General features: G+C 62.5%; 22 protein-coding genes. 6 read left to right on the top strand and 16 right to left on the bottom strand.

Features of this window, described 5'->3' with window-relative positions; genetic code table 11:
- Window positions 1-20: 20 nt before the first annotated feature.
- Window positions 21-1,433: an FAD-binding oxidoreductase gene (locus NKJ93_RS15450; RefSeq protein ID WP_352590011.1), complete on the bottom strand. Its 1,413-nt coding sequence runs from the start codon at window positions 1,431-1,433 to the stop codon at window positions 21-23.
- 119 nt (window positions 1,434-1,552) lie between these two features.
- On the opposite strand from NKJ93_RS15450, the gene NKJ93_RS15445 reads away from it, so the two are divergent.
- Window positions 1,553-2,038, top strand: coding sequence for a thioesterase family protein (locus NKJ93_RS15445; RefSeq protein ID WP_352495168.1), 486 nt, complete (start codon window positions 1,553-1,555; stop codon window positions 2,036-2,038).
- A gap of 147 nt (window positions 2,039-2,185) precedes the next feature.
- Window positions 2,186-2,383 (top strand): hypothetical protein, encoded by a 198-nt coding sequence (locus NKJ93_RS15440; RefSeq protein ID WP_023676715.1) that lies wholly within the window; start codon window positions 2,186-2,188, stop codon window positions 2,381-2,383.
- 226 nt (window positions 2,384-2,609) lie between these two features.
- On the opposite strand, the gene NKJ93_RS15435 is transcribed toward NKJ93_RS15440, so the two are convergent.
- From NKJ93_RS15435 to ettA, 7 genes are all read right to left on the bottom strand, one after another.
- Complete coding sequence (locus tag NKJ93_RS15435) at window positions 2,610-3,227, bottom strand: MOSC domain-containing protein (RefSeq protein ID WP_352590008.1); 618 nt, start codon at window positions 3,225-3,227, stop codon at window positions 2,610-2,612.
- A 141-nt stretch (window positions 3,228-3,368) separates the two neighbouring features.
- Complete coding sequence (locus tag NKJ93_RS15430) at window positions 3,369-4,490, bottom strand: beta-ketoacyl-ACP synthase III (protein ID WP_352590006.1); 1,122 nt, start codon at window positions 4,488-4,490, stop codon at window positions 3,369-3,371.
- Between the two features lie 121 nt (window positions 4,491-4,611).
- The gene (locus NKJ93_RS15425; protein ID WP_352482968.1) at window positions 4,612-4,953 is read right to left on the bottom strand and encodes a hypothetical protein; all 342 of its coding nucleotides are present in this window, start codon (window positions 4,951-4,953) and stop codon (window positions 4,612-4,614) included.
- Between the two features lie 108 nt (window positions 4,954-5,061).
- The gene (tam, locus tag NKJ93_RS15420; RefSeq protein WP_352482967.1) at window positions 5,062-5,859 is read right to left on the bottom strand and encodes a trans-aconitate 2-methyltransferase; all 798 of its coding nucleotides are present in this window, start codon (window positions 5,857-5,859) and stop codon (window positions 5,062-5,064) included.
- A gap of 22 nt (window positions 5,860-5,881) precedes the next feature.
- On the bottom strand, window positions 5,882-6,013 hold the full coding sequence (locus tag NKJ93_RS15415; RefSeq protein ID WP_352482966.1) for a type II toxin-antitoxin system RelE family toxin: 132 nt from the start codon (window positions 6,011-6,013) through the stop codon (window positions 5,882-5,884).
- A 98-nt stretch (window positions 6,014-6,111) separates the two neighbouring features.
- On the bottom strand, window positions 6,112-6,360 hold the full coding sequence (locus NKJ93_RS15410; RefSeq protein WP_352482964.1) for a DUF6290 family protein: 249 nt from the start codon (window positions 6,358-6,360) through the stop codon (window positions 6,112-6,114).
- Between the two features lie 59 nt (window positions 6,361-6,419).
- Window positions 6,420-8,069 (bottom strand): energy-dependent translational throttle protein EttA, encoded by a 1,650-nt coding sequence (gene ettA, locus NKJ93_RS15405; RefSeq protein WP_023720834.1) that lies wholly within the window; start codon window positions 8,067-8,069, stop codon window positions 6,420-6,422.
- A gap of 242 nt (window positions 8,070-8,311) precedes the next feature.
- Between ettA and NKJ93_RS15400 the strand changes: the two genes are divergently transcribed.
- A complete protein-coding gene (locus tag NKJ93_RS15400; protein WP_352482962.1) occupies window positions 8,312-9,607 on the top strand; it encodes a GGDEF domain-containing protein in 1,296 nt (431 codons plus the stop codon).
- A gap of 28 nt (window positions 9,608-9,635) precedes the next feature.
- Here the strand turns inward: NKJ93_RS15400 and NKJ93_RS15395 are convergent, their stop codons facing one another.
- The 4 genes from NKJ93_RS15395 to NKJ93_RS15380 all read right to left on the bottom strand — a co-directional run bounded on the left by NKJ93_RS15395 (window position 9,636) and on the right by NKJ93_RS15380 (window position 12,688).
- Complete coding sequence (locus tag NKJ93_RS15395) at window positions 9,636-10,250, bottom strand: hypothetical protein (protein WP_352482961.1); 615 nt, start codon at window positions 10,248-10,250, stop codon at window positions 9,636-9,638.
- Window positions 10,251-10,324: 74 nt separating this feature from the next.
- Window positions 10,325-11,338, bottom strand: coding sequence for a ribonuclease T2 family protein (locus tag NKJ93_RS15390; RefSeq protein ID WP_352482960.1), 1,014 nt, complete (start codon window positions 11,336-11,338; stop codon window positions 10,325-10,327).
- Between the two features lie 118 nt (window positions 11,339-11,456).
- The gene (locus NKJ93_RS15385; protein WP_352482959.1) at window positions 11,457-11,906 is read right to left on the bottom strand and encodes a MarR family winged helix-turn-helix transcriptional regulator; all 450 of its coding nucleotides are present in this window, start codon (window positions 11,904-11,906) and stop codon (window positions 11,457-11,459) included.
- Window positions 11,903-12,688: an alpha/beta fold hydrolase gene (locus tag NKJ93_RS15380; RefSeq protein ID WP_352590003.1), complete on the bottom strand. Its 786-nt coding sequence runs from the start codon at window positions 12,686-12,688 to the stop codon at window positions 11,903-11,905. Before NKJ93_RS15380 ends, NKJ93_RS15385 begins: the two co-directional genes overlap by 4 nt.
- 265 nt (window positions 12,689-12,953) lie before the next feature.
- On the opposite strand from NKJ93_RS15380, the gene NKJ93_RS15375 reads away from it, so the two are divergent.
- From NKJ93_RS15375 to NKJ93_RS15365, 3 genes are all read left to right on the top strand, one after another.
- Window positions 12,954-13,889: an alpha/beta fold hydrolase gene (locus tag NKJ93_RS15375; protein WP_352590000.1), complete on the top strand. Its 936-nt coding sequence runs from the start codon at window positions 12,954-12,956 to the stop codon at window positions 13,887-13,889.
- A gap of 164 nt (window positions 13,890-14,053) precedes the next feature.
- Window positions 14,054-15,229, top strand: a complete 1,176-nt coding sequence (locus tag NKJ93_RS15370) for a CaiB/BaiF CoA transferase family protein (protein ID WP_352482956.1) — start codon at window positions 14,054-14,056, stop codon at window positions 15,227-15,229.
- On the top strand, window positions 15,226-16,875 hold the full coding sequence (locus NKJ93_RS15365; protein ID WP_352589997.1) for a thiamine pyrophosphate-binding protein: 1,650 nt from the start codon (window positions 15,226-15,228) through the stop codon (window positions 16,873-16,875). Before NKJ93_RS15370 ends, NKJ93_RS15365 begins: the two co-directional genes overlap by 4 nt.
- Window positions 16,876-16,915: 40 nt before the next feature.
- Here the strand turns inward: NKJ93_RS15365 and NKJ93_RS15360 are convergent, their stop codons facing one another.
- From NKJ93_RS15360 to NKJ93_RS15345, 4 genes are all read right to left on the bottom strand, one after another.
- Entirely contained in the window at window positions 16,916-17,359 is a 444-nt protein-coding gene (locus NKJ93_RS15360) for a CHRD domain-containing protein (protein WP_352495157.1), read from the bottom strand.
- A gap of 152 nt (window positions 17,360-17,511) precedes the next feature.
- Window positions 17,512-18,483 (bottom strand): ABC transporter substrate-binding protein, encoded by a 972-nt coding sequence (locus NKJ93_RS15355; protein ID WP_023675876.1) that lies wholly within the window; start codon window positions 18,481-18,483, stop codon window positions 17,512-17,514.
- Window positions 18,484-18,523: 40 nt separating this feature from the next.
- Window positions 18,524-19,660: an ABC transporter permease gene (locus NKJ93_RS15350; protein WP_031194513.1), complete on the bottom strand. Its 1,137-nt coding sequence runs from the start codon at window positions 19,658-19,660 to the stop codon at window positions 18,524-18,526.
- A complete protein-coding gene (locus tag NKJ93_RS15345) occupies window positions 19,657-20,535 on the bottom strand; it encodes an ABC transporter permease (protein ID WP_352495156.1) in 879 nt (292 codons plus the stop codon). Before NKJ93_RS15345 ends, NKJ93_RS15350 begins: the two co-directional genes overlap by 4 nt.
- Window positions 20,536-20,690 lie beyond the last annotated feature (155 nt).

Below are 20,690 nucleotides of genomic sequence, written 5' to 3'. Positions count from 1 at the left end.
ACCATCTGGATCTTCTTCCACTATTCGGCCGGCAATATCTTGCCCGGGTTCATGATATTCAGCGGGTCGAGCGCCTGCTTGATCGTGCGCATGATGTCGACGCCATGACCGAGCTCATGCCGCAGGAAGCCGATCTTGCCCTGCCCTATGCCATGCTCACCAGTGCAGGTGCCGTCCATGGCGATGGCGCGCATATTGAGCCGCGCCACGAATTTTTCCGCCAATGCGATCTCCTTCGGGTCGTCCACGTCCATCAGCACCAATACATGGAAATTGCCGTCGCCGGCATGGCCGACGATCGGTGCGATCAGGCCCATCTCGGCGATATCCGCCTCGGTCTCGGTGACACATTCGGCAAAGCGCGAGATCGGCACGCAGACATCGGTCGACAGGCCCTTGGCGCCCGGCCGCAGCGTCAGCGATGACCAGTAGGCATCGTGCCTGGCTTTCCACAATTTTGTCCGCTCTTCGGCGATGCTGGTCCACAGGAACGGGCCGCCGCCATTTTCCTCGGCGATCATGCCGAAAGTCTCGGCCTGTTCGGCGACGCTGGCATCGCTGCCGTGGAACTCGACGAACAGGCAGGGGCTCTCCGGATAGTCGAGCTTCGAATAGGTCTTCATCGCTCGCATCTGCAGCGCATTGACCAATTCGATGCGCGCCACCGGAATGCCCATCTGGATGGTCGCGATCACCGCGTTGCAGGCCGCCTCGACGCTGGGAAACGGGCAGACGCCGCCCGAAATCGCCTGCGGAATGCCCTGCAGCTTCAAGGTCAGCTGGGTGATGATGCCAAGCGTACCTTCCGAGCCGATCAGCAGCCGCGTCAGATCATAGCCGGCCGAGCTTTTCTTGGCGCGCTTTCCGGTCGTCACCGCTTCGCCGTCGGCCATCACCGCCGTCAGTGACAGGACGTTGTCGCGCATCGTGCCGTAGCGCACGGCGTTGGTGCCAGACGCCCGTGTCGCCGCCATGCCGCCGAGCGAAGCGTTGGCGCCCGGATCGATCGGAAAGAACAGGCCGGTGTCGCGCAGGTGCCGGTTGAGGTCCTCGCGCGTCACGCCGGGCTCGACGATGCAATCGAGGTCCTGCGGATTGACCGCGATGATGCGGTTCATGCGTGACGTATCGAGCGAGATGCCGCCGCCCGGCGCATTGGTGTGACCTTCGAGCGAAGAGCCGACGCCAAAGGCGATCACCGGCACGCGATGTGCCGCGCAGGCACGCACGATCTCCTGCACCTCCTCCGTCGTCTCGGCAAAGGCGACGCCGTCCGGCGCCTGCGTCGGGATATAGGTCGTGGTGTGCGCGTGCTGGGCGCGGATCGCCTGGCCGGTCTGGAATCGCTCGCCGAGCCGCTGCTTGAGGATGCCGAGCACGGCGGCAATGCCTTCCTCGTTGCGTTCGACCGGGTTGAGGTCGCTTAGAGCCATCGATTCCTCCGCGAATGGACCAGCGTCCACCCTTGTTCTGCATCTAGGGATGCGTAGTCTCACCGACCACGCTCTGTCCAGTCCACGCTCATCCCGGCATGACGAGAAGGAAGTTTCCGATGCCCATCCCCGCCCCTTTCGTCTCTCGCGCCATGGACATCGAGAAGGCCTGGATCGACTACAACGGCCATCTGAACATGGCCTATTACAACGTGCTGTTCGACCGTTGCTCCGACGAAGCCTTCGAGATGATGGGAATGGGGATGGACTATGTGAGGGAACGGCGGCTGACCATCTACACCGCGGAAGTCCATGTCTGCTACGTCCAGGAGCTGCATCTCGACCACAAGGTCACGGTCTCGTTCCAGCTCCTCGACCATGACGACAAGCGGCTGAGGGCCTATCAGGAAATCCGCCATGTCGACGGCTGGCTTGCCGCCACGTCCGAAACGCTGTCGCTGCATGTCGACATGGCTGGCCCGAAGGTGGCGCCCTTCCCCGCCGACGTCCTTGCCAGGGTGGAAGCGATGCGCGCCGCCCATGCCGCCCTGCCGATGCCGGAGCGCGCCGGCCGCTCGATCGGTATTCGTCGTAAGCCGGCTTGAACCGCAACCCAACCGCCGTTAACCTTACCGAGGTTTTAACGTGAACAAGCCGAATTGAGACGTTGAACGACTCAGCGCGGCGTTGGAAAACCATCCGCATCGAGTTGCGATACGGGCGGCGGAGCAGCAGCGGTTCGGGGAACGTGCATGAAAACCGACATCAAGGTCGAGGCGGACAGGCTGGCGGCTGACCCACGCATCACCGACTATGATTTCTGGCGCTCGCTGAAGAACCTCAACAACGAGATCTTCCACATCGCCAACAACAACGAGCCGATCCCCTTCGCCATGATCCGCTGGCGCGCCATCCTTAAGCAGGCGCGGATGAAACGCGGCCACGCCTGAAACTGTTATGATAACACCGAGCTTGCGGCACAAGAATACAGCGTTGCTTACGACAACGAATGGTCGCCAGGCAGCAAGCCACCGAATTCCGGCATCTATCGTTGCAAGAATTGCGGTGAAGAAATTGCGGCGAACAAAGAAAACGGCCAAACAAGGCGATGGATTGGAAGCTGTTTCAGCAGCCAACTACAAACAGACAATCCCTGATCCTCTAAGATTTTAGTCTTCAGGCCCGGTAAATCCACTGTTCTGGCACGCGCACCGAAATCTCCTCGCCGGCCGTGATCGTGCCGGGCTTCTCGACCCAGGCGACGAGGCCGCGCAAACGCTTCGCCGCTTTCGCGAACAGCAGCGCGCCGGCCTCGTGATCGGCCATCCCGGCATTTTCGGCGACCGATCGCCCGGCGATGCGGCAAGGCCCGTTCTGCGCGTCGATCTTGACAGTCGCGCCGCCTTTGAAGAACAGCAGCGCGCCGGACGGCAGCATCGAGAGGTGCGGCAGGCCTTCGATCAGGAGATTGGCGCCGATCCATTCCGGCTTGATCTCGGCGATGCCCATCCGTTCGGCAACGATTGCCAGTTCGTCCGCCGCGACGATCGACAATTGCCGTTCGTTGCGCATTTCGGTGCCGCGCGGATACCAGGGTTCCCGTCCGCCGGAGCGCCGCGTCGTGCCGGCGTGGAAATCGCCTTCAATGCCGTCGAAGCCAAGCTGCAACTCATCCACCGCCCGTGTCTCGAAATGATCGAATGGTGCGAGATAGAGCGAGGCCACCCTGGCGGTGAGCTTTCGCGCCGGGACGATCTCGACCGGAGTTTCGGCTTCGGGAAAAAGATCCAGCATGGGTTCGTTCCTCGCGTGATACGCGCAATTAGCCGCGGTCAGCTCATCGGGTCCAGTCGAAAGCGCTGATGCTCCGATCAAGCGGACTGATGCGACTCTGCTCGGCGCGTTCCGATGCTGGTTCCGTTCGCGCCGAAATGGTCAAAGCATGCGCAATAGCGCGCCGCCGATCGAGTAGCCGGCGCCGAAGGCGCAGAGCAGGCCGTAGTCGCCGGCCTTCATGTCGGCATGGTTCTCCGACAGGGCGATGATGGCACCGGCGGCGGCAGTATTACCGAGGCGCTCCAGCACCATCGGCGCGCGGTCATGGTCGACGTCATGGCCGAACGACAATTTCAGGATCATGGCATTCATCCGCGCATTCGCCTGATGCAGCCAGAAGCGCCGGATCGCTTGCGGTGTCAGCCCGTGTTCGGCCAGGAATTCGACGATGAACTTGTGGCCGGCGACGGTGACTTCCTTGAACACCTTGTTGCCGATCTGCTTGATCAGATTGCCTTCCAGATCGATCATGTACGGATCGTCCTGGGTGGCGCGGGTATAGTAACCGAGATTGGTGCGGATGCTGTTCGACATCTGCGTCCAGGCACGCGTGTCGAGCACCTCGAAACGCCCCGACCGCTTCTCGCCCTGGGCGAGCCCTTCGACGATCATCGACACGGACGCGTCGCCGAAGATGAAATGCGTCTGCCGGTCGCGAAAATTGAGGTGGCCCGTGATGATCTCCGGCGTCGTCACCAGTACGCGTTTATGCGCCCCTGCCCGCACCAGATTGACCGCAATGTGCAATGCGACCGCCGCCGAAGAGCAGCCAAGCCCCATGTCGAAGCCGGCGCCTCTCCTGCCCAGCGCCTGCTGCATTTCGATGGCGATAGCCGGATAGGGCCGCTGATGGTGCGAGGCCGAGCAGATCACCAGGTCGATATCCCCAGGCTTCAGCCCGGCATGATCGAGCGCCTTGCTGGCCGAGGCGATGCCGAACTCGGCCTCCAGCGACAGCGCATCGTCGGGCCGCGCCGGGAAGCGCGGCGCCATGCGGGTCGGGTCGAGGATGCCTTCCCGTTCGATGACATGGCGGGTCTGGACGCCCGAGGCGTGGACGATGAAGGCACTGTCCGATTTCTGCAGCAGCGGCTCGCCCGAGACCTCGCGCCGGACGTTCTCCATGTCCACCCAAGTGTTGAAGCTGGCGACGAGCTCCTCATTGGTGATCGACGCTTCGGGGATTTCAACGCCGATGCCGCTGATGATGACGCGATGCATTTCCAGTTCGTCCCGTGCGCAGGCGTTGCGGCTTCATGTCGACGCCGCAAAAGCTCGGCGCAACCTCTTTTTGCACCTAGCCAGTTTATGCCGGCTTAAATCAAGTCCCTGGAACGGGTCTTTACCAGGCGCAGAGCTTGGTATTGGTCTGCGGGTTGTTCCAGCAGGCACCGTCATCATTGCTGCGCACGAATTGTCCGGGCAGCGGCACGTTGCGCTGGCCGAGATTGACATAGCCGTAGGCAAAACCCGGGTCGTCGATCTCCAGGACGTAAGTCGGATAGCCCGGCGCCGAGATGCGAAAGCTGCCGGCATCATCCAGCGCCCGATAGCTGCAGGAGAAATACCCGTCATCGCTGGTGAAGCAGCGCGCTCGCTTGGCCTGCGCCGATATCGAAAGGCAAGCACAGCGGCCGCACAAATGCTGCCGCCGAAAATGAGCGTTTTCAGTGTCATCATCCACCCCCCATGGCCCATGAGGGCCGCCATCCCTGCCCCAGCGAGATGCGCATGACGGCGAAAGCCGGTCAAGCATCCGCTGCTGGCTGTTTTTGGGTGTAGCTAAGAGTTTCTAAGCAGAACGCCGCGCCACGATGAAGACACGGGGAAAGCGCAGCAACACCTTGCCGCTTGCCGTTTTCGGATAGGCTTCGGCGATCCTGGCCGTGTAGCGCTTCAGGAAAAGCTGCCGCTCGCCTTCGTCGAGCGGATCGAGGAACGGCTTCAGCCCCGTCGACTTCACCCATTCGACGATCGCCTCGGCATCGGCCAGCGGATGGTTGTAGATCGTGTGCCAGATATCGAGCCGATCCGAGAATGGCGACAAAAGGTCGTAATAGAACGCGACAGGCGGCAGCGGCGCGCGGGCCGCACGCTCGAACTTTTCAGTGAACGGCATCTCGGCCGCGGTCTCCCGCATCAGCCGGTGCGAAGGCTCGCCCATATTGTCCGGCATCTGCACGGCAAGCGCGCCGCCGGGCGCCAAAAATCCTATCAGCCGCTGGAAGACAGCCGGATGCTCCGGTAGCCACTGAAACACTGCATTGGCGAAGATCACGTCGACCGGTTCGGCCGGCTGCCACGTCGCCGCGTCCGCCAAGGCAAAGGTGACGCCGGGCAGGCGCGCCTTCGCCTTCTCGATCATGTCGGGCGAGGTATCGAAGCCGCTGATCTGTGCCTGCGGCCAGCGCTCGACCAGCAATTCGGTCGAATTGCCCGGCCCACAGCCAATGTCCACCACCCGGCGCGGTTCCGGCACTGGCACCTGCGCTAGGAGGTCGCGCGCCGGCCGCGTGCGCTCATCCTCGAATTTCAGGTAGAGTGCGGCGGACCAGTCGGGTTTTGCCTTTACCGCTATGCTGTTATTCATCGATAGATCTCGCGACGGTTGCCTATCTCCCGATCAGCACGACGAGCCGGCTGTCCTGAAACTGGGCAATGATTCTGTAGTCGCCGACGCGAAACCGCCAAGCTTCCTTGGTCCCAGTCAGCCGTTTGGCGAGTGCTCTTGGATTGGGGTGCACAGAAACTCTTTGATACAGGAATTCTAGGACACGGCGCTAGTCCTTCGGTGAAAGCCCTTCAATGTCTTTTTCGGCTCGCGTAAACTCGACCTGCCAACTCATTCAGCGGCAGGTTTCTTGTGCCGCTCCTCGACTTCGCGAAGTTCAAGCTTCCGGATCACCTCTTCCAACGGAATGCGTACGCCGTCGTCATCCCTCAGGCGTTCCTCCGCAATCCTGGCATCCTGCCAATCCTCAATGGTTTCGAGGATCGTTTCAACTGCGACCTGATCGATCGTACGGCCGCTGGCCTTGGCAATATCGGCCAGCAGCTTCTCGGCTTTTTGCGGCAATTTGACCGTGATCATGGGCAACTCCATCCGATCAATTTAGGCCAAACGACGATCGCCCGCAACGGATCGAGACCCTACCTCGTCAGCCGCTTATACGTCATGCGGTGCGGATTGACGGCATCGGGCCCGAGTCTACGGATCTTGTCCTGCTCGTAATCCTCGAAATTGCCTTCGAACCATTCGACATGGCTGTCGCCCTCGAAGGCGAGGATGTGCGTCGCCAGACGATCGAGGAACATGCGATCGTGCGAGATGATGACGGCGCAGCCGGCGAAGCTCTCGAGCGCGTCTTCAAGTGCGGCCAGCGTTTCGGTATCGAGATCGTTGGTCGGCTCGTCGAGCAGCAGCACATTGCCGCCGGTCTTCAGCATCTTTGCCAGATGCACGCGGTTGCGCTGTCCGCCGGACAGGTTGCCGACCTTCTGCTGCTGATCGCCGCCGCGGAAATTGAACGACGCGCAATAGGCGCGGGTGTTGGCTTCGAACTTGCCGAGCTTGACCACTTCGGCGCCGCCCGAGATCTCTTCCCAGACGGTCTTGGTCGGGTCGAGTGCGTCGCGGCTCTGGTCGACATAACCGAGCTTGACCGTCTCGCCGACGCGGATGGTGCCGGCATCGGGCTTTTCCTGGCCGGTGATCATGCGGAACAGCGTCGTCTTGCCGGCGCCGTTCGGGCCAATGACGCCGACGATGCCGCCGGGCGGCAGCTTGAATTCGAGATCGTCGATCAAAAGCGTGTCGCCAAAGCCCTTCGACAGGTCCTCGACCTCGATCACCACATTGCCGAGCCGCTCGCCATGCGGAATGACGATCTGCGTATCGCTCGGACGCCGCTTGTCGGCCGCATCCAGCAGATCCTGGAACGCCTGGATACGGGCCTTCGACTTGGTCTGCCGGGCTTTCGGGCTGGACTGGATCCACTCGCGCTCGCGGCCGATCGCCCGCTGGCGCGCATCGTCCTCGCGGCCTTCCTGCTTGAGCCGCTTGGCCTTGGCTTCGAGATATTTGGTGTAGTTGCCTTCGTACGGGATACCGCGGCCGCGATCGAGCTCGAGGATCCAGCCGGTGACATTGTCGAGGAAGTAGCGGTCGTGGGTGATGATCATCACCGCGCCCGGATAGGCGCGCAGATGCTTTTCCAGCCACGCCGTCGTCTCGGCGTCGAGATGGTTGGTCGGCTCGTCGAGCAGCAGAAGGTCGGGCTGGCGCAGCAAGAGCTGGCAGAGCGCGACGCGACGGCGTTCGCCGCCCGACAGCTTGGTGACATCGGCCTCCTTGGGCGGGCAGCCGAGTGCCTCCATCGCCATCTCGACCTGCTGCTCGAGATCCCACAGATTGAGCCGGTCCATCTCGTCTTGCAGCTTGGCCGACTCGTCCGCCGTCTCGTCGGAATAGTTCATCATCAATTCGTTGTAGCGCTCGATGATGGCGGTCTTGGCGGCAACGCCTTCCATGACGTTTTCGAACACATTCTTGTTCGGATCGAGCGCCGGCTCCTGCGCCAGGTAACCGACGGTAGCACCCTCGGCCAGCCAGGCCTCGCCGCTCCACTCCTTGTCGATGCCGGCCATGATCTTGAGAATCGTCGACTTGCCGGCGCCGTTGGGACCGAGGATGCCGATCTTGGCGTCCGGGTAGAAGGACAGATGGATGTTCTCGAGCACCTTCTTGGTGCCGTAGGCCTTGTTGAGGCCGGCCATGTGATAGATGAACTGGCGTGCCACGCGCGCTTTCCCTGAAAAGTCGACTGATGTCGGATTGAATGGAAGTTGGGGGCTATGTAAGCGATGCGGCCCCGAACGGCAAACAGTTTTGGTCCCAGGCGGAGTTGGTCGCACCGCGAACGCTTAGCCGCTTCATTTCGTGCCGGCGCCCGGGCGAAAGCTCCGGTTAACCATTCCGCGTCAAAACAGTGTTTGGATGGGAAATCGCTGGCAGCCGCGATTTCGGGGAGAGAGATCGGGCCGTGTTGAACAGTTTCCTGCTTTTTGCCGAAGCGGTTCTCTATTTCGGCATCATGGTCACGCTTTTCCGGTTCAGGGGCCGCATCGGCCTCGGTGTCTTTGTTTGCGCCATTGGCGTCATGCATTTCCTGGAAACCTATCTCGCCAGCGTCTTCTACGTCGCGCTGCCGTTCGGCATGGTATCGCCGGGTTCGGCCGTGCTGTTTTCCGGCAAGCTGGTCATGCTGCTCCTGCTCTACATCAAGGAGGACGCGGCAACTGTCCGGCAGCCGATTTACGGCCTGCTGCTCGGCAATGCCCTGATGATCGGGCTCGTGCTGATCCTGCGCCTGCATGACATCGCACCGCTGCCCGACGGCAAGCTTCCCGACATCGGCTTCATCGACGAGATGGGCTGGCTGATGGTGTGGGGCACGACGCTGCTGTTCGTCGACGCCATCCTGATCATCCTGCTCTATGAAAAGCTCGGCAAATATCTGCGCAAGGCGCTTTTCACCCGCATCCTGGTCTCCGTCGCCTGCGTGCTCACCTTCGACCAGGCAGGCTTTTTCACGGCGCTGCATTTCGTCACCGGTGCGCCGGTCGCGGTGTTCTTCGGCGGCTGGTTCGCCAAGATGGCAGCGGCCCTGGTCTACAGCACCATGCTGGTCGCCTATATCAGGTGGTTCGAGGCGCGGCAGGTGCCGGCGCCGCGCGGGCTTTCCGACATTTTCGACACGCTGACCTATCGCGAGCGCTATGAGGCGCTGGTCGAGCATGTCGGTCGCGACGGCCTCACCGGCCTCCTGCACAGGGGGCGCTTCGACAGCGATGGCGAGGCCGCCGTCGCCGCCAGCCTGCGGACTGCCAGGCCGCTCAGCCTGCTGATCATCGATGTCGACCACTTCAAATCGATCAATGACCGCTTCGGCCACGCCGAGGGAGACAAGGTGCTGAAAGCCCTGGCGATTTTGCTTGGCGAACTTGTCGGGACCGAAGATCAATTGTTCAGGATCGGCGGTGAGGAATTCGCCATCCTCTGCTGGCGTCCACAGCCGCTCGCCAGACTGCTGGGCGAAACCGTCAGGCAAGCGGTCAAGACGTCTGCGAGCACCAGCCGGTTCGACATCACCGTCAGCGCCGGCATCTCGACGGTCAGCGAGACGACGCGTTGCCTTGCCGATCTCTTTGCGCTGGCCGACCAGCGTCTCTACAAGGCCAAATCGACCGGACGCGATCGCGTTGTCGGCGAACCGGGTGGCAACGAAGCAGACGGGCGCAACACATGGAACAGGCCGGAGCGCAGCGCCGGCGCGTAACTCTCACTCTGGTCTCGGATTGGCGCAATCAGGATTGTTTGCGCCGCTGCCATGCGCCGATCGCAACCGAAACCGCCATCAACCCGATCGCCAGCCATTTCATTGCCGCGATGACCGGGCCGGCATCGATGTCGTAGGCGATGAACAGAAGAATGCCCGGCACCAGCAGGCCGCAAAGCACGAGCGTGATCCGGTTGATCTGCCATGACACTTTTGCCGCAAGCATCTGGTCGCCGGGCACGGCGACAAGCGCGGCCCGCATTGCCTTCGGCGCGACCAGCGCGGTCGAGAGACGCAGCGAAATCGGCAAGCCGATGCCGATGATCAGCAAGGCGCATGCCGCCAGGAGCAGCGAAAACTTGAGCGCACTGGTTTCGGGTGGTACCGGGAACAGCAGCGTCGCCAGCGGCAGGAAGACACAGAAGATCCCGAGCGCGGCGATGGCGATGAAGATCGCCGCGTTGACCAGCGTGAACAATTGGTAGGTGCCGCCGCCGATCGGTTTGGCCAGCGTGGTCATGCGCGCCCACTCCACTTCGGTGTAGGAAAAGCCCGGCCATTCCATATGGCCGTCTCGGATCGCCGTCATGCCCCTGGCCCAGAACGCCAGCCGCGCCAGCGCCCCGTTCGTCATGCCACTCATCGCCACCCCCTACGAATGTGTGCCTTCAAGACCATACCACCCCCGGCGCAAGGCGACAGTCGCGTTCGGCCTGTCTACTGGAACCCGACGGCGTCGACGGTACCCTTCGGACAACCCACCTTGGCTGTCGGTGCCGAGGCAAGCAGCAGCGCACCGAGCGAAGAGTTCGAAGCGATCGGGCCGGCCAGGCCGAGCGTCAGCTCGTCGATCAGCCGCCTGCCGCTCGAGGGATCGACCACGCAGGATACGCGGACCCGGTCGCCCGCGCCTTTGCCGAAGGCGCTGTCGAAGGTGCTGCGGATCTGATCGGATGTCAGCTGCTTGCCGACGTTCCTGGTGAAGAGATCGCGCACCGGCGACGCGTTCACCGCTTGCATCAGGTTCAAAGCGTCGGAGAAATACTCCTGCTGGCTCTTGCCGTAGCAGGTGCCGTGCTTGATCCATTCATGCCTTTCGAGGGCGGATGCGGTGCCCGGCATCACCTGGTCGAGTTCCGATCGCGTATTCGGGTCCAGCGTGACCGGCGGCAAATCCCGCCAATGTGCCGGATCGTCGTTCGCCTTGTCGCTTGCCGCGACCTGGCAATAGAAATTTCCATTCGGTTGCGGCCACAACCCATGCAAGGTGAAGTGGGTCGCATCGAAACCGGCGGCGGTCTGCGCCCGGCATTCGGTCTTGCTGGATTTGGTCTCACAGAAAGCCGGCTGCCAGCTCAGCGCGAAGACATATTCCGGCTTTCCGGACGCCGATGGCTTGTTCGGCTCGGCAGGCGCCGGTGCAGCCGGTATCGTCGACGCGCTGCCGCCCGAAACGTGACCGCAGCTGATCTTAACCCAGCGGCGCTCCGGATCGGCGCCCGGAACGCGGATGAGATAGTGCGTGGGCGCGTCCTTGTTGCCGGCCAGCAGATCGTAACTCTGGCCAGCCGCGGTCGAGACGTTGCGGGGATTCTTGCCGCTCTTGATCGCCTGCGTTGCCGGACAGGCGGCATCGGCGACGAAAGAGCCGGTCATCTTCACATCGGCCCGCGCCGCGCTTGCGCCAGCAAACGCAAGAAACACCGCCCCCCATATCGCCCAAATCCGCATTCCGGCACTCCTCGTATTCACGCCGCAAGCTAGAACTTGCGACATGTCAGAATTACGATTTCTTTCGTCGGCCGTAAAAACAATCGCCAGCGCATTGAGACGGTTCCCGTGTGGTCGATCAGGATCCGCCCGCCTCCACGCGTTCTGTCAAGGTGCGCAGCAGATCAAGCGAGGCTTTTAGCGCGTCGGCGTCCATACCCTCCGAAACGCGGTTCGCCCAAACATGCTGGCGTGTGCCGATATTCTTGACCGCTGCCCGGCCGGCATCGGTTATCGACAACAGCTTGGCGCGGCGATGCGCTGGGTTGTCGGCATAGGCGGCAAGCCCCTCCGCAGCCAGTATGTCGGCCAGCCGCTGTACGCTCTGACGGGCGAGACCCATGTCGCGGGCGACGTCGGCCACGGATTTCGGCTCCTTCAAAACCGCACCCAAAACCTGCCAGCGCGCTGCCGTCAGCCCGGTTGGAGCGGCCAGCCGGTCGGCCGCATCCAGAAAACTGCCGTTCATCCTGAACACGGCAAGCACGAGTTCCGTGAACACATTTGCCGCTTCGGTCCTGGTCGTCATTTCTGGCCGGCCTCGATGGTCGCGACGAAATTATTAACGGCTTCGGCTACGACCTCGGGCTTGTCAAGCATCACCCAATGGCCGCTGCCCGCCACGATCTGGCGCGGAATGTCCGTGCGCAGCCGGTAGAGCGCGGCTGGAGTGTCACTGGCCTCGGTAGCCAATACGAACATAGGCCCGCGATACGCATTGAGTGCCGGCTCCGGGTTCCATTCGGCCAGTGCCTTGCCGACACCTGCCCTCGCCGCCGGATCGACCACTGCCACATCGGCCAGAACACGCTGGCGAACAGCCGCGTTAGGGCCGGCAATCGACGTGTAATAGGCGTTCAGGACATCGCGGCCTTGCGGACCGGCCAGATCGCGGACAAAGCCGTCGCGAATCGCCTGCGGCAGCGCACGAGGATTGGTCGCCGGGTCGACGAGCAAGACACCTGCGGCCCGGTCGGCATGGCTGGCGGCATAAGCGAGCGCCACACCACCGCCGCCGCTGTGCGCGACAATGAGAAACCGCTTCAGGCCAAACGCGTCGGCCACGGCACCGACATCCATTGCACGGCCGTCATAGCCATAGTCACCGTCCTGCGCCGGCGCGGAGGCGCCATGGCCGCGAAAATCGAAGGCTACCGCCTCGCGGCCTTCGACGGAGAGCTGCATCACCCGGTCCCAGTGGGAAGCGCGGCTGCAATCTCCATGCAGGAACAGGATCGGCAGGCCATTGCCGGCGTTGATCCTATAAGTGGCAAGCTGGCCTTGCGGGCCTGGAACGGTGGACGTCATCATGGGTCATCTCCCTGGTTTCCTGACTGAACGCAGCAATCCCTGGCAACAGGGTGGCCGTCGTGAAGGCGAAGCCCGCCAGCAAGATTGCACGCCGCGAAATGGCCCCGGTGGTTTTCATAGTCATACCCCCAATCTGCTGGCCAATTGACAGTATGCTGTCATGTAATCATATTGACAGCATACTGTCAACTAGCGTCGAATGGGTACCCTACGTCTCTTGACGTCGATCGCTGCGTCGCCCAACAGTCGCCGACGGGAGCGAGACATGCCATTTGACAAGCAGAGGATGCTGGCATCGCCGACCGGCGCCGAGCTCAACCTTTATGTGAAACACGCCACAGGCCAGCCGCGCGCCATTGTCCAGATCAATCACGGGTTGGCCGAGCACGCGGCGCGCTATGCCCGCTTCGCCGATTTCCTCGGCGCGCGCGGCTACCAGGTCTACGCGCACGACCACCGTGGCCACGGCGTCACCAAGGCGCCCGACGCGCCACCTGGCAGGTTCGCCGATGCGGATGGAGGTGCCAAGGTCATCGCCGATGTCGCTGCCGTCCATGATCTGATCGCCAGGGAACAGCCCGGCCTGCCGGTCATCGCCTTCGGTCACTCCTTGGGCGCGTCGGTCGCTCTGAACTTTGTCCTCCGCAACTCGGCGCGCATCCATGCCGCCGCGATCTGGAACGGCAATTTCTCTGCCGGACTGCTCGGCCAAATCGCGCTGGGCATGCTTGCCTGGGAAAAGTTCCGGCTTGGCTCAGACGTGCCGTCGCGCATGCTGCCCCGGCTGACGTTCCGGGCTTGGGGCAAGGCAGTGCCCGATCGCCGGACGCCCTTCGACTGGCTGTCGCGCGATGCCGCCGAAGTCGAGAAATACATCGCCGACCCGCTCTGCGGCTGGGACGCATCGGTGTCGATGTGGCAGGACATCGTCAAGATGACGCTGCATTGCGGCCGCGACCGCAATTTTTCCGGCGTGCGGCGCGACCTGTTCGTCAATCTGGTCGGGGGCGAGCAGGATCCGGCCTCGGACGGCGGCAAGGCGGTCAGCCATCTCGCCGGCCGGATGCACATGCTGGGCTTTTCGAATCTCGTTTCAAAGGTTTACGCCGAAACCCGCCACGAGAGCCTGAACGAGGTCAATCGAGACATCATCATGGAGGATTTTGCCGCTTGGGCCGATCGCGTGCTGAGGGCGCCTTGATACTTGGCCCATTGCAAGGGCCGTGACAGCGGCACCCGGGATTGATAGTGGGATGTCGCCCAAAGCATGCCCTTGGGCTCGACCCGAGGGTGCGCAGCGGTTTTGGGATAACGACATGCACAAAAAACATCTAAGCCTGCGCTTTCGGCCAACCACGGTGATCCATGACTGAGCCTCCGCTCAAAGGCATCCGCGTCATCGAACTCGCACGCATCCTCGCCGGGCCATGGGCCGGGCAGCTGCTTGCTGACCTCGGCGCCGACGTGATCAAGGTCGAGAGCCCGGACAGCGGCGACGACACCCGCAAATGGGGACCGCCCTTCGTCATCGGCCATGATGGCGAGAACCTTTCGGCCGCTTATTACCATTCCTGCAACCGCGGCAAGCGCTCCATCGCCATCGACTTCTCGACGCCCGAGGGCGCCGAGACGGTGCGCCGGCTGGTCGCGACCTCGGAAGTGCTGATCGAAAACTTCAAGGTCGGCGGACTTAAGAAATACGGCCTCGACTATGACAGCCTGAGGAAAATCAACCCACGGCTGATCTATTGCTCGATCACCGGTTTTGGCCAGTCGGGACCGTATGCGCCGCGCGCCGGTTATGATTTCATCATCCAGGGCATGGCCGGCATGATGTCGATCACCGGCGAAGCCGGCCGCGAACCGCAGAAGGCGGGCGTGGCTATTTCAGATGTCTTCACCGGGCTTTATTCGGTCGTTGCCATCCAGGCGGCACTTCGCCACGCCGAGAAGACCGGCGAAGGCCAGCATATCGACATGGCGCTCTACGACACCCAGATCTCAACGCTCGGCAACCAGAACCTCAACTATCTCGTCTCCGGACAATCGCCGGTGCAGATGGGCAATGCGCATATGAACATCGCGCCCTACGAGGTGGTGCCGGTGAAAGATGGCCACATCATCCTGGCGGTCGGCAATGACGGCCAATTCGCAAAGTTTTGCGCTGCCGTCGGCCTCGATGAGCTGGCTTCGAACCCTGACTTCGCCACCAATCCCGCCCGCGTCGCCAACCGGGCAAAGCTGCGCGAGCACATGGTCGAGGCGCTGAAGGTCTTCGATCGCGACCCGCTGCTGGCCAGGCTGGAGACAGCCGGCGTGCCGGCCAGCCCGATCAACAATATCGGCCAGATGTTTGCCGACCCGCAGACCATCGCGCGCGGCATGCGGCTCGACCTCGATGACGGCCATGGCAATCTCTTGCCCTCGGTGCGCGCGCCGATGGTCATGTCCGGCACGCCGCTGGTCTATGAACGGCCGTCGCCGCGTCTCGGCGAACACACCGAAGAAATCCTTGCCGAACTGGAGAGGTCAGGAAAATGAAGACCGGCGGACAACTCATCGTCGATGCGCTCGAAGCCAACGGAACGGACCGTATCTATTGCGTGCCCGGCGAATCCTATCTGGCGGTGCTCGACGCGCTGCATGATTCGCCAATCCGCACCATCGTCTGCCGCCAGGAGGGCGGTGCCGCAATGATGGCCGACTGCCATGGCCGCCTGACCGGCAGGCCCGGCATCTGCTTCGTCACCCGCGGCCCAGGCGCCACCAATGCCTCGGCCGGCATCCACATCGCCATGCAGGATTCGGTCCCCCTCATCCTGTTCATCGGCCAGGTCGCCAGCCACGCCAAGGGGCGCGAGGCCTTCCAGGAGGTCGACTATGTCAGGTTCTTCGGCGATATCGCCAAATGGGTGGTCGAGATCGACGACGCCGCGCGCATCCCCGAATTCGTCACACGGGCATTTGCAGTGGCGACGTCCGGCCGCCCGGGCCCGGTCGTCATCTCGCTGCCCGAGGACATGCTGACCAGCTTTGCCGAGGCACCGGAAGCCCGGCATTACACCCCTGTCGAGACGCGGCCTGGCGAAGCCGAGCTCGACGCGCTGGACGAGCTGCTCAACAAGGCAAAGCGGCCGTTCGTCATCCTTGGCGGTACGCGCTGGGATGCGCAGGCCGTTGCACGGATGCGGACGATAGCCGAAGCCTGGTCGCTGCCGGTCGGCTGCTCCTTCCGCCGCCAGATGCTGTTCGACCATCTCCACGCGAACTATGCCGGCGATGTCGGCATCGGCATCAATCCCAAAGTGGCAACCGCCATCAAGCAGGCCGACCTTGTGCTGCTGATCGGCGGCCGCATGGGCGAGATGCCGTCATCCGACTACACGCTGCTGAAGAGCCCCTACCCCGACCAGACGCTGGTCCATATCCATGCCGACGCCGGCGAGCTCGGCCGCGTCTACCGGCCGGCGCTGGCGATCAATACCTCGCCTGCCGCTTTCGTCGAAGCCTTTGCCAAACGCAAGCCGGCCGCAACGCCGGTGTGGGCGGCGGAGGCAGCGAAGCTGCACACCGCCTATCTCGACTGGTCGACGCCTCCGGAGAGCGGCCCCGGCGCCGTGCAGATGGGGCCGATCATGAATTATCTCGAAACGATGCTGCCGGACGACGCCATCCTCACCAATGGCGCCGGCAACTACGCCACCTGGGTGCATCGCTACCATCGCTTCCGGCGTTTCGGCACGCAGGCAGCACCCACATCCGGCTCGATGGGTTACGGCACGCCGGCGGCCGTCGCCGCCAAACAGCTTTTCCCCGACCGCGACGTGATCGCCTTTGCCGGTGACGGCTGTTTCCTGATGAACGGGCAGGAATTCGCCACCGCCGTGCAATACGGGCTGCCGATCATCGTCATAGTCGTCAACAACGGCATTTACGGCACCATCCGCATGCATCAGGAGCGCGAATATCCGGGCCGTGTCGTCGCCACCGATCTGAAAAACCCCGACTTTGCTGCTTTGGCCCGTGCCTATGGCGGCCATGGCGAGACGGTGGAAAAGACCGCCGACTTCGCGGCGGCCTTCGAGCGCGCCCGTGCTAGCGGCAAGCCGTCGATCGTCGAGATCAGGCTCGACCCCGAAGCCATCACGCCGACCCGCACGATGACCCAGATTCGCGACAAGGCCTGACAAACAGGGTGGTTGCCCTGTTTTTGTCGTCTTGATGTGCCTATTTGACCTTTTCGATCTGGCCGCGGATCTCGCCGTCGGCGTGGGCCGCGGTGTGGATGTTGACGTAATATTTGCCCGCCTCAAGATCGGTGGCCTGGGCATCGGTCAATGTCGCCGAACCCTTGATCGGGCTCTTCAGCTTGCCTTCGAACGGCACCACTGGATCGGCGTTTTGACCCTCTGCCGCCGGGCCGTGAATGTGTGCGGCCTTCGCCGGCCCGCTGAGGCCGGAATATCTCACCGTCCAGCTGAGTTTCTTGGTGGCGGTGTTGAATCTGAGCGTGGCGGTGCCCTTGCCCTTCGTGGTGACGGGCGGGTTCTGCTGAGCACCATCGAGCGTCGCCGTCATCTTTATAGTTTCGGCCAGGGCCGGTGAAGCAGAGAAGATGGCTGCAGAAATGGCCAGCGCCGAAAGCATCGGCGTGAAGGACTGGATGCGCATGGAAACCTCCGTTGTGACACCCTTGAGGCGGATGCACCGGCACAACGATTTTGCGAGCGGATGTTTCCACCGGTAACGTTCATTTTACATCCCACTAAAAAGGGGCGGTCGCCCGCCCCTTTCGGTTTCCAACGGAGCCGGTTTGACAGCCCCTATTTGATGGCCTTGTCGGTGATCGCGGTCGTGTAGGCGCCGGTAGGCTCCTTGCTGATGATCTTCTGGTCGAGCAGCGCCTTCGCGGTGCGCTCGTACGTCGCCGGATCGAGCTTGCCATCGGCATTGTCGATCAGCTTGGCGACTTCGCCCATCATCCGCTTCTGGTGGTTCTCGTCCTGGCCGCCATTGTCCATGACGATGCCGGCCGCCTCGTCGGAATTGTCGACGGCGTATTTCCAACCCTTCATCGAAGCGCGCACGAAACGCACCATCTTGTCCTCGAAGGCCGGATCCTTGAGCTTGTCCTCCAATGCATAGAGCCCGTCTTCGAGCAGATCGTTGCCCATGGCGGAATAGTTGAAGACAGTCAGCTCTTCCGGCTTGTAGCCGGCGTCGATGAGCTGCCAGTATTCGTTATAGGTCATGACCGAAATGCAATCCGCCTGCTTCTGGATCAGCGGCTGCACGTCAAAGCTCTGCTTGAGCACGGTGACGCCGTCCGGCCCGCCGTCGGTCTTGAGGCCAAGCTTGTTCATCCAGGCATAGAACGGATACTCGTTGCCGAAGAACCAGACGCCGAGCGTGTGGCCCTTGAAGTCGGCTTCCGTCTTGATCGGGCCGTCCTTCGGGCAGACCAGCTCCATGCCGGCCTTCTTGAACGGCTGGGCGATGTTGACCAGCGGCACGCCCTTTTCGCGTGCAGCCAGCGCGCCGCCCATCCAATCGACGATGACGTCGGCGCCGCCGCCGGCAATGACCTGCTCGGGTGCGATGTCCGGGCCGCCGGGCTTGATGTCGACGTCGAGGCCTTCGGCGTCATAGAAGCCCTTGGCCTTGGCGACATAATAGCCGGCGAACTGTGCCTGCGTGACCCATTTCAGCTGCAGCGTCACCTTATCCGCGGCCATCGCCTGAAACGCGGCAAGCGACATCGCGCCGGCCAGCATCGAAACAACAAGTCTTTTCATGTTTTTACCCTCTGAAGTTAGCGCCCTAAACCCACCGCCCCTATCCACCACGGACAGAGGGATGCCAAAACGTGATTGCTCTCTCGAAAAGAGCGACCACGCCATAAAAGACCGAACCCGCAAGTGCTGCAACTGCGATTTCGGCCCACACCATGTCGATGTTCATCCGCCCGACTTCCGTCGAAATGCGGAATCCCATGCCGACCACCGGCGTGCCGAAGAACTCGGCGACGATGGCGCCGATCAGCGCCAGCGTCGAATTGATCTTCAACGCATTGAAGATGAACGGTGCCGCCGCCGGCAGCCGCAGCTTGAACAGCGTCTGCCAGTAGCTCGAGGCATAGGTGCGCATCAGGTCGCGCTCCATATGGCCGGAGGCGGTAAGCCCGGCGACGGTGTTCACCAGCATCGGGAAGAAGGTCATGATTATGACCACGGCTGCCTTGGATTGCCAGTCGAAGCCGAACCACATGACCATGATCGGCGCGACGCCGATGATCGGCAGCGCCGACACCATATTGCCGATCGGCAAAAGCCCGCGCCGCAGGAACGGCACACGGTCGGCGGCGATGGCAACGAGGAAGCCGGCGCTGCTGCCCACGACATAGCCGAAGATCACCGCCTTGAAGATGGTCTGCCTGACATCGGCCCCCAGCACCGGCAGCGAGCCGACGATGCGTGCACCGATGGCGCTTGGCGGCGGCAACAGGATGAAGGGAATGCCGGCGCCACGCGTCACCGCCTCCCAGATGATCAGGATCCAAGCGCCGAAGATGGCTGGAATGATCAGGCGCAACGCGGTTGACGCCCAGCGCGACGTCGGGCGAACCGACGACAAGACCGTTACGCAGCGCCAGGCCAAAAACCACGCCGCGACGAGCAGCAGATAGAAGGAGCCACGAGCGCTGCCCTCATTGCCGGTTATGCCGGCGAGCAACATCCACGCCGCGCCGTGAGCGCCAAGGAACAGCAACACCACCCCGATCATCGGTGGAAAGTTGTCGGCCTCGATTGCCATGAGCAGCAAAATGAAAATCAAAACCGTAGTCGCCATGCCGTAACCGGGCGTAGCACTGACGAGCGGCCAAAGAAGCAGCGCGCCGACAAGCAGGATAAGCGCGGCATATCCTTGCCAGGATCGGGGGGTGATTGAGGAAAGGCTCAGGAGCGAGCTCATGCCGGCCTCCCGCCCATGGCGCGGTCAACAAGGCGCCCAGCAATGCCGACCAGCATAACCAGCAGCGCCGCCACCACCGAGCCGGCGACCAGCGCCGACCAGATGTCGATCGTCTGGCTGTAGTAGGCGCCGGCGAGCAATTTGGCCCCGATGCCGGCGATGGCGCCGGTCGGCAGCTCGCCGACAATGGCGCCGACGAGGCTGGCGGCCACCGCCACCTTCATCGAGGTGAACAGGAACGGCACCGAGGCCGGCACCCGCAATTTCCAGAAGGTCTGCGAGGGACTGGCATTATAGGTATGCATCAGGTCGAGATGGGTGAGCTCGGGCGAGCGCAGCCCCTTCACCATGCCAACCGCCACCGGGAAGAACGACAGATAGGTCGAGATCAGCGCTTTCGGGATCAGCCCGGTGATGCCGACCGCCGCCAGCACGACAATGATCATCGGCGCCACCGCCAGGATCGGAATGGTCTGCGAGGCGATGATCCACGGCATCATGCTGCGGTCGAGCGTCGCCACATGCACGATGCCGACGGCGATGACGATGCCGAGCGCCGTGCCGAAGGCAAAGCCGAGCAGCGTCGACGACAGCGTCACCCAGGCATTGTAGACAAGGCTGCGGTTCGAGGTGATGCTGCGCAAAAAGGTGTTTTCGAAAAAATTCACCGCCACCTGGTGTGGCGCCGGTAGCGTCGGCTTCGGTTGTGCCAGCGTCTTGCCGATGAATTCCACAATGCCCGGTGTCAAATTGGCGCGGCGGTCGAGATCGCGCTGGAACGGCGCGTTGAGGACAACGGCCATGACGTACCAGACGACGACCACGCCCAGGAGGATCGAGGTCACGGGAACGATCTTGTCGCGAAACGAGTCCATCTAGCGATCCTCGGGCGCTTGGCGCCCTCCTCTCCCCAACGGGGAGAGGGTGGCCGGAGCGAAGCGGAGGCCGGGTGAGGGGGTAGAAATCTTTCCGTCGAGGCAAGCCAATATCGTATCAAGGACCGCTCGACGTTCGGCCAGAACTTCATGGT

The sequence above is a fragment of the Mesorhizobium sp. M0028 genome (assembly GCF_040323855.1).
GTDB lineage: Bacteria > Pseudomonadota > Alphaproteobacteria > Rhizobiales > Rhizobiaceae > Mesorhizobium.
This window is presented reverse-complemented; position numbering and strand designations above follow the sequence as displayed.

What these genes read in the sequence shown, in the direction of transcription:
- NKJ93_RS15360 (WP_352495157.1), bottom strand. Translation starts at nt 17,359, where the DNA reads ATGCGCATCCAGTCCTTCACGCCGATGCTTTCGGCGCTGGCCATTTCT.
- NKJ93_RS15435 (WP_352590008.1), bottom strand. Translation starts at nt 3,227, where the DNA reads ATGCTGGATCTTTTTCCCGAAGCCGAAACTCCGGTCGAGATCGTCCCG.
- NKJ93_RS15380 (WP_352590003.1), bottom strand. Translation starts at nt 12,688, where the DNA reads ATGATGACGTCCACCGTTCCAGGCCCGCAAGGCCAGCTTGCCACTTAT.
- NKJ93_RS15375 (WP_352590000.1), top strand. Translation starts at nt 12,954, where the DNA reads ATGCCATTTGACAAGCAGAGGATGCTGGCATCGCCGACCGGCGCCGAG.
- NKJ93_RS15365 (WP_352589997.1), top strand. Translation starts at nt 15,226, where the DNA reads ATGAAGACCGGCGGACAACTCATCGTCGATGCGCTCGAAGCCAACGGA.
- NKJ93_RS15445 (WP_352495168.1), top strand. Translation starts at nt 1,553, where the DNA reads ATGCCCATCCCCGCCCCTTTCGTCTCTCGCGCCATGGACATCGAGAAG.
- NKJ93_RS15355 (WP_023675876.1), bottom strand. Translation starts at nt 18,483, where the DNA reads ATGAAAAGACTTGTTGTTTCGATGCTGGCCGGCGCGATGTCGCTTGCC.
- NKJ93_RS15440 (WP_023676715.1), top strand. Translation starts at nt 2,186, where the DNA reads ATGAAAACCGACATCAAGGTCGAGGCGGACAGGCTGGCGGCTGACCCA.
- NKJ93_RS15390 (WP_352482960.1), bottom strand. Translation starts at nt 11,338, where the DNA reads ATGCGGATTTGGGCGATATGGGGGGCGGTGTTTCTTGCGTTTGCTGGC.
- NKJ93_RS15385 (WP_352482959.1), bottom strand. Translation starts at nt 11,906, where the DNA reads ATGACGACCAGGACCGAAGCGGCAAATGTGTTCACGGAACTCGTGCTT.
- NKJ93_RS15450 (WP_352590011.1), bottom strand. Translation starts at nt 1,433, where the DNA reads ATGGCTCTAAGCGACCTCAACCCGGTCGAACGCAACGAGGAAGGCATT.
- NKJ93_RS15345 (WP_352495156.1), bottom strand. Translation starts at nt 20,535, where the DNA reads ATGGACTCGTTTCGCGACAAGATCGTTCCCGTGACCTCGATCCTCCTG.
- NKJ93_RS15430 (WP_352590006.1), bottom strand. Translation starts at nt 4,490, where the DNA reads ATGCATCGCGTCATCATCAGCGGCATCGGCGTTGAAATCCCCGAAGCG.
- NKJ93_RS15410 (WP_352482964.1), bottom strand. Translation starts at nt 6,360, where the DNA reads ATGATCACGGTCAAATTGCCGCAAAAAGCCGAGAAGCTGCTGGCCGAT.
- NKJ93_RS15395 (WP_352482961.1), bottom strand. Translation starts at nt 10,250, where the DNA reads ATGAGTGGCATGACGAACGGGGCGCTGGCGCGGCTGGCGTTCTGGGCC.
- NKJ93_RS15350 (WP_031194513.1), bottom strand. Translation starts at nt 19,660, where the DNA reads ATGAGCTCGCTCCTGAGCCTTTCCTCAATCACCCCCCGATCCTGGCAA.
- NKJ93_RS15370 (WP_352482956.1), top strand. Translation starts at nt 14,054, where the DNA reads ATGACTGAGCCTCCGCTCAAAGGCATCCGCGTCATCGAACTCGCACGC.
- tam (WP_352482967.1), bottom strand. Translation starts at nt 5,859, where the DNA reads ATGAATAACAGCATAGCGGTAAAGGCAAAACCCGACTGGTCCGCCGCA.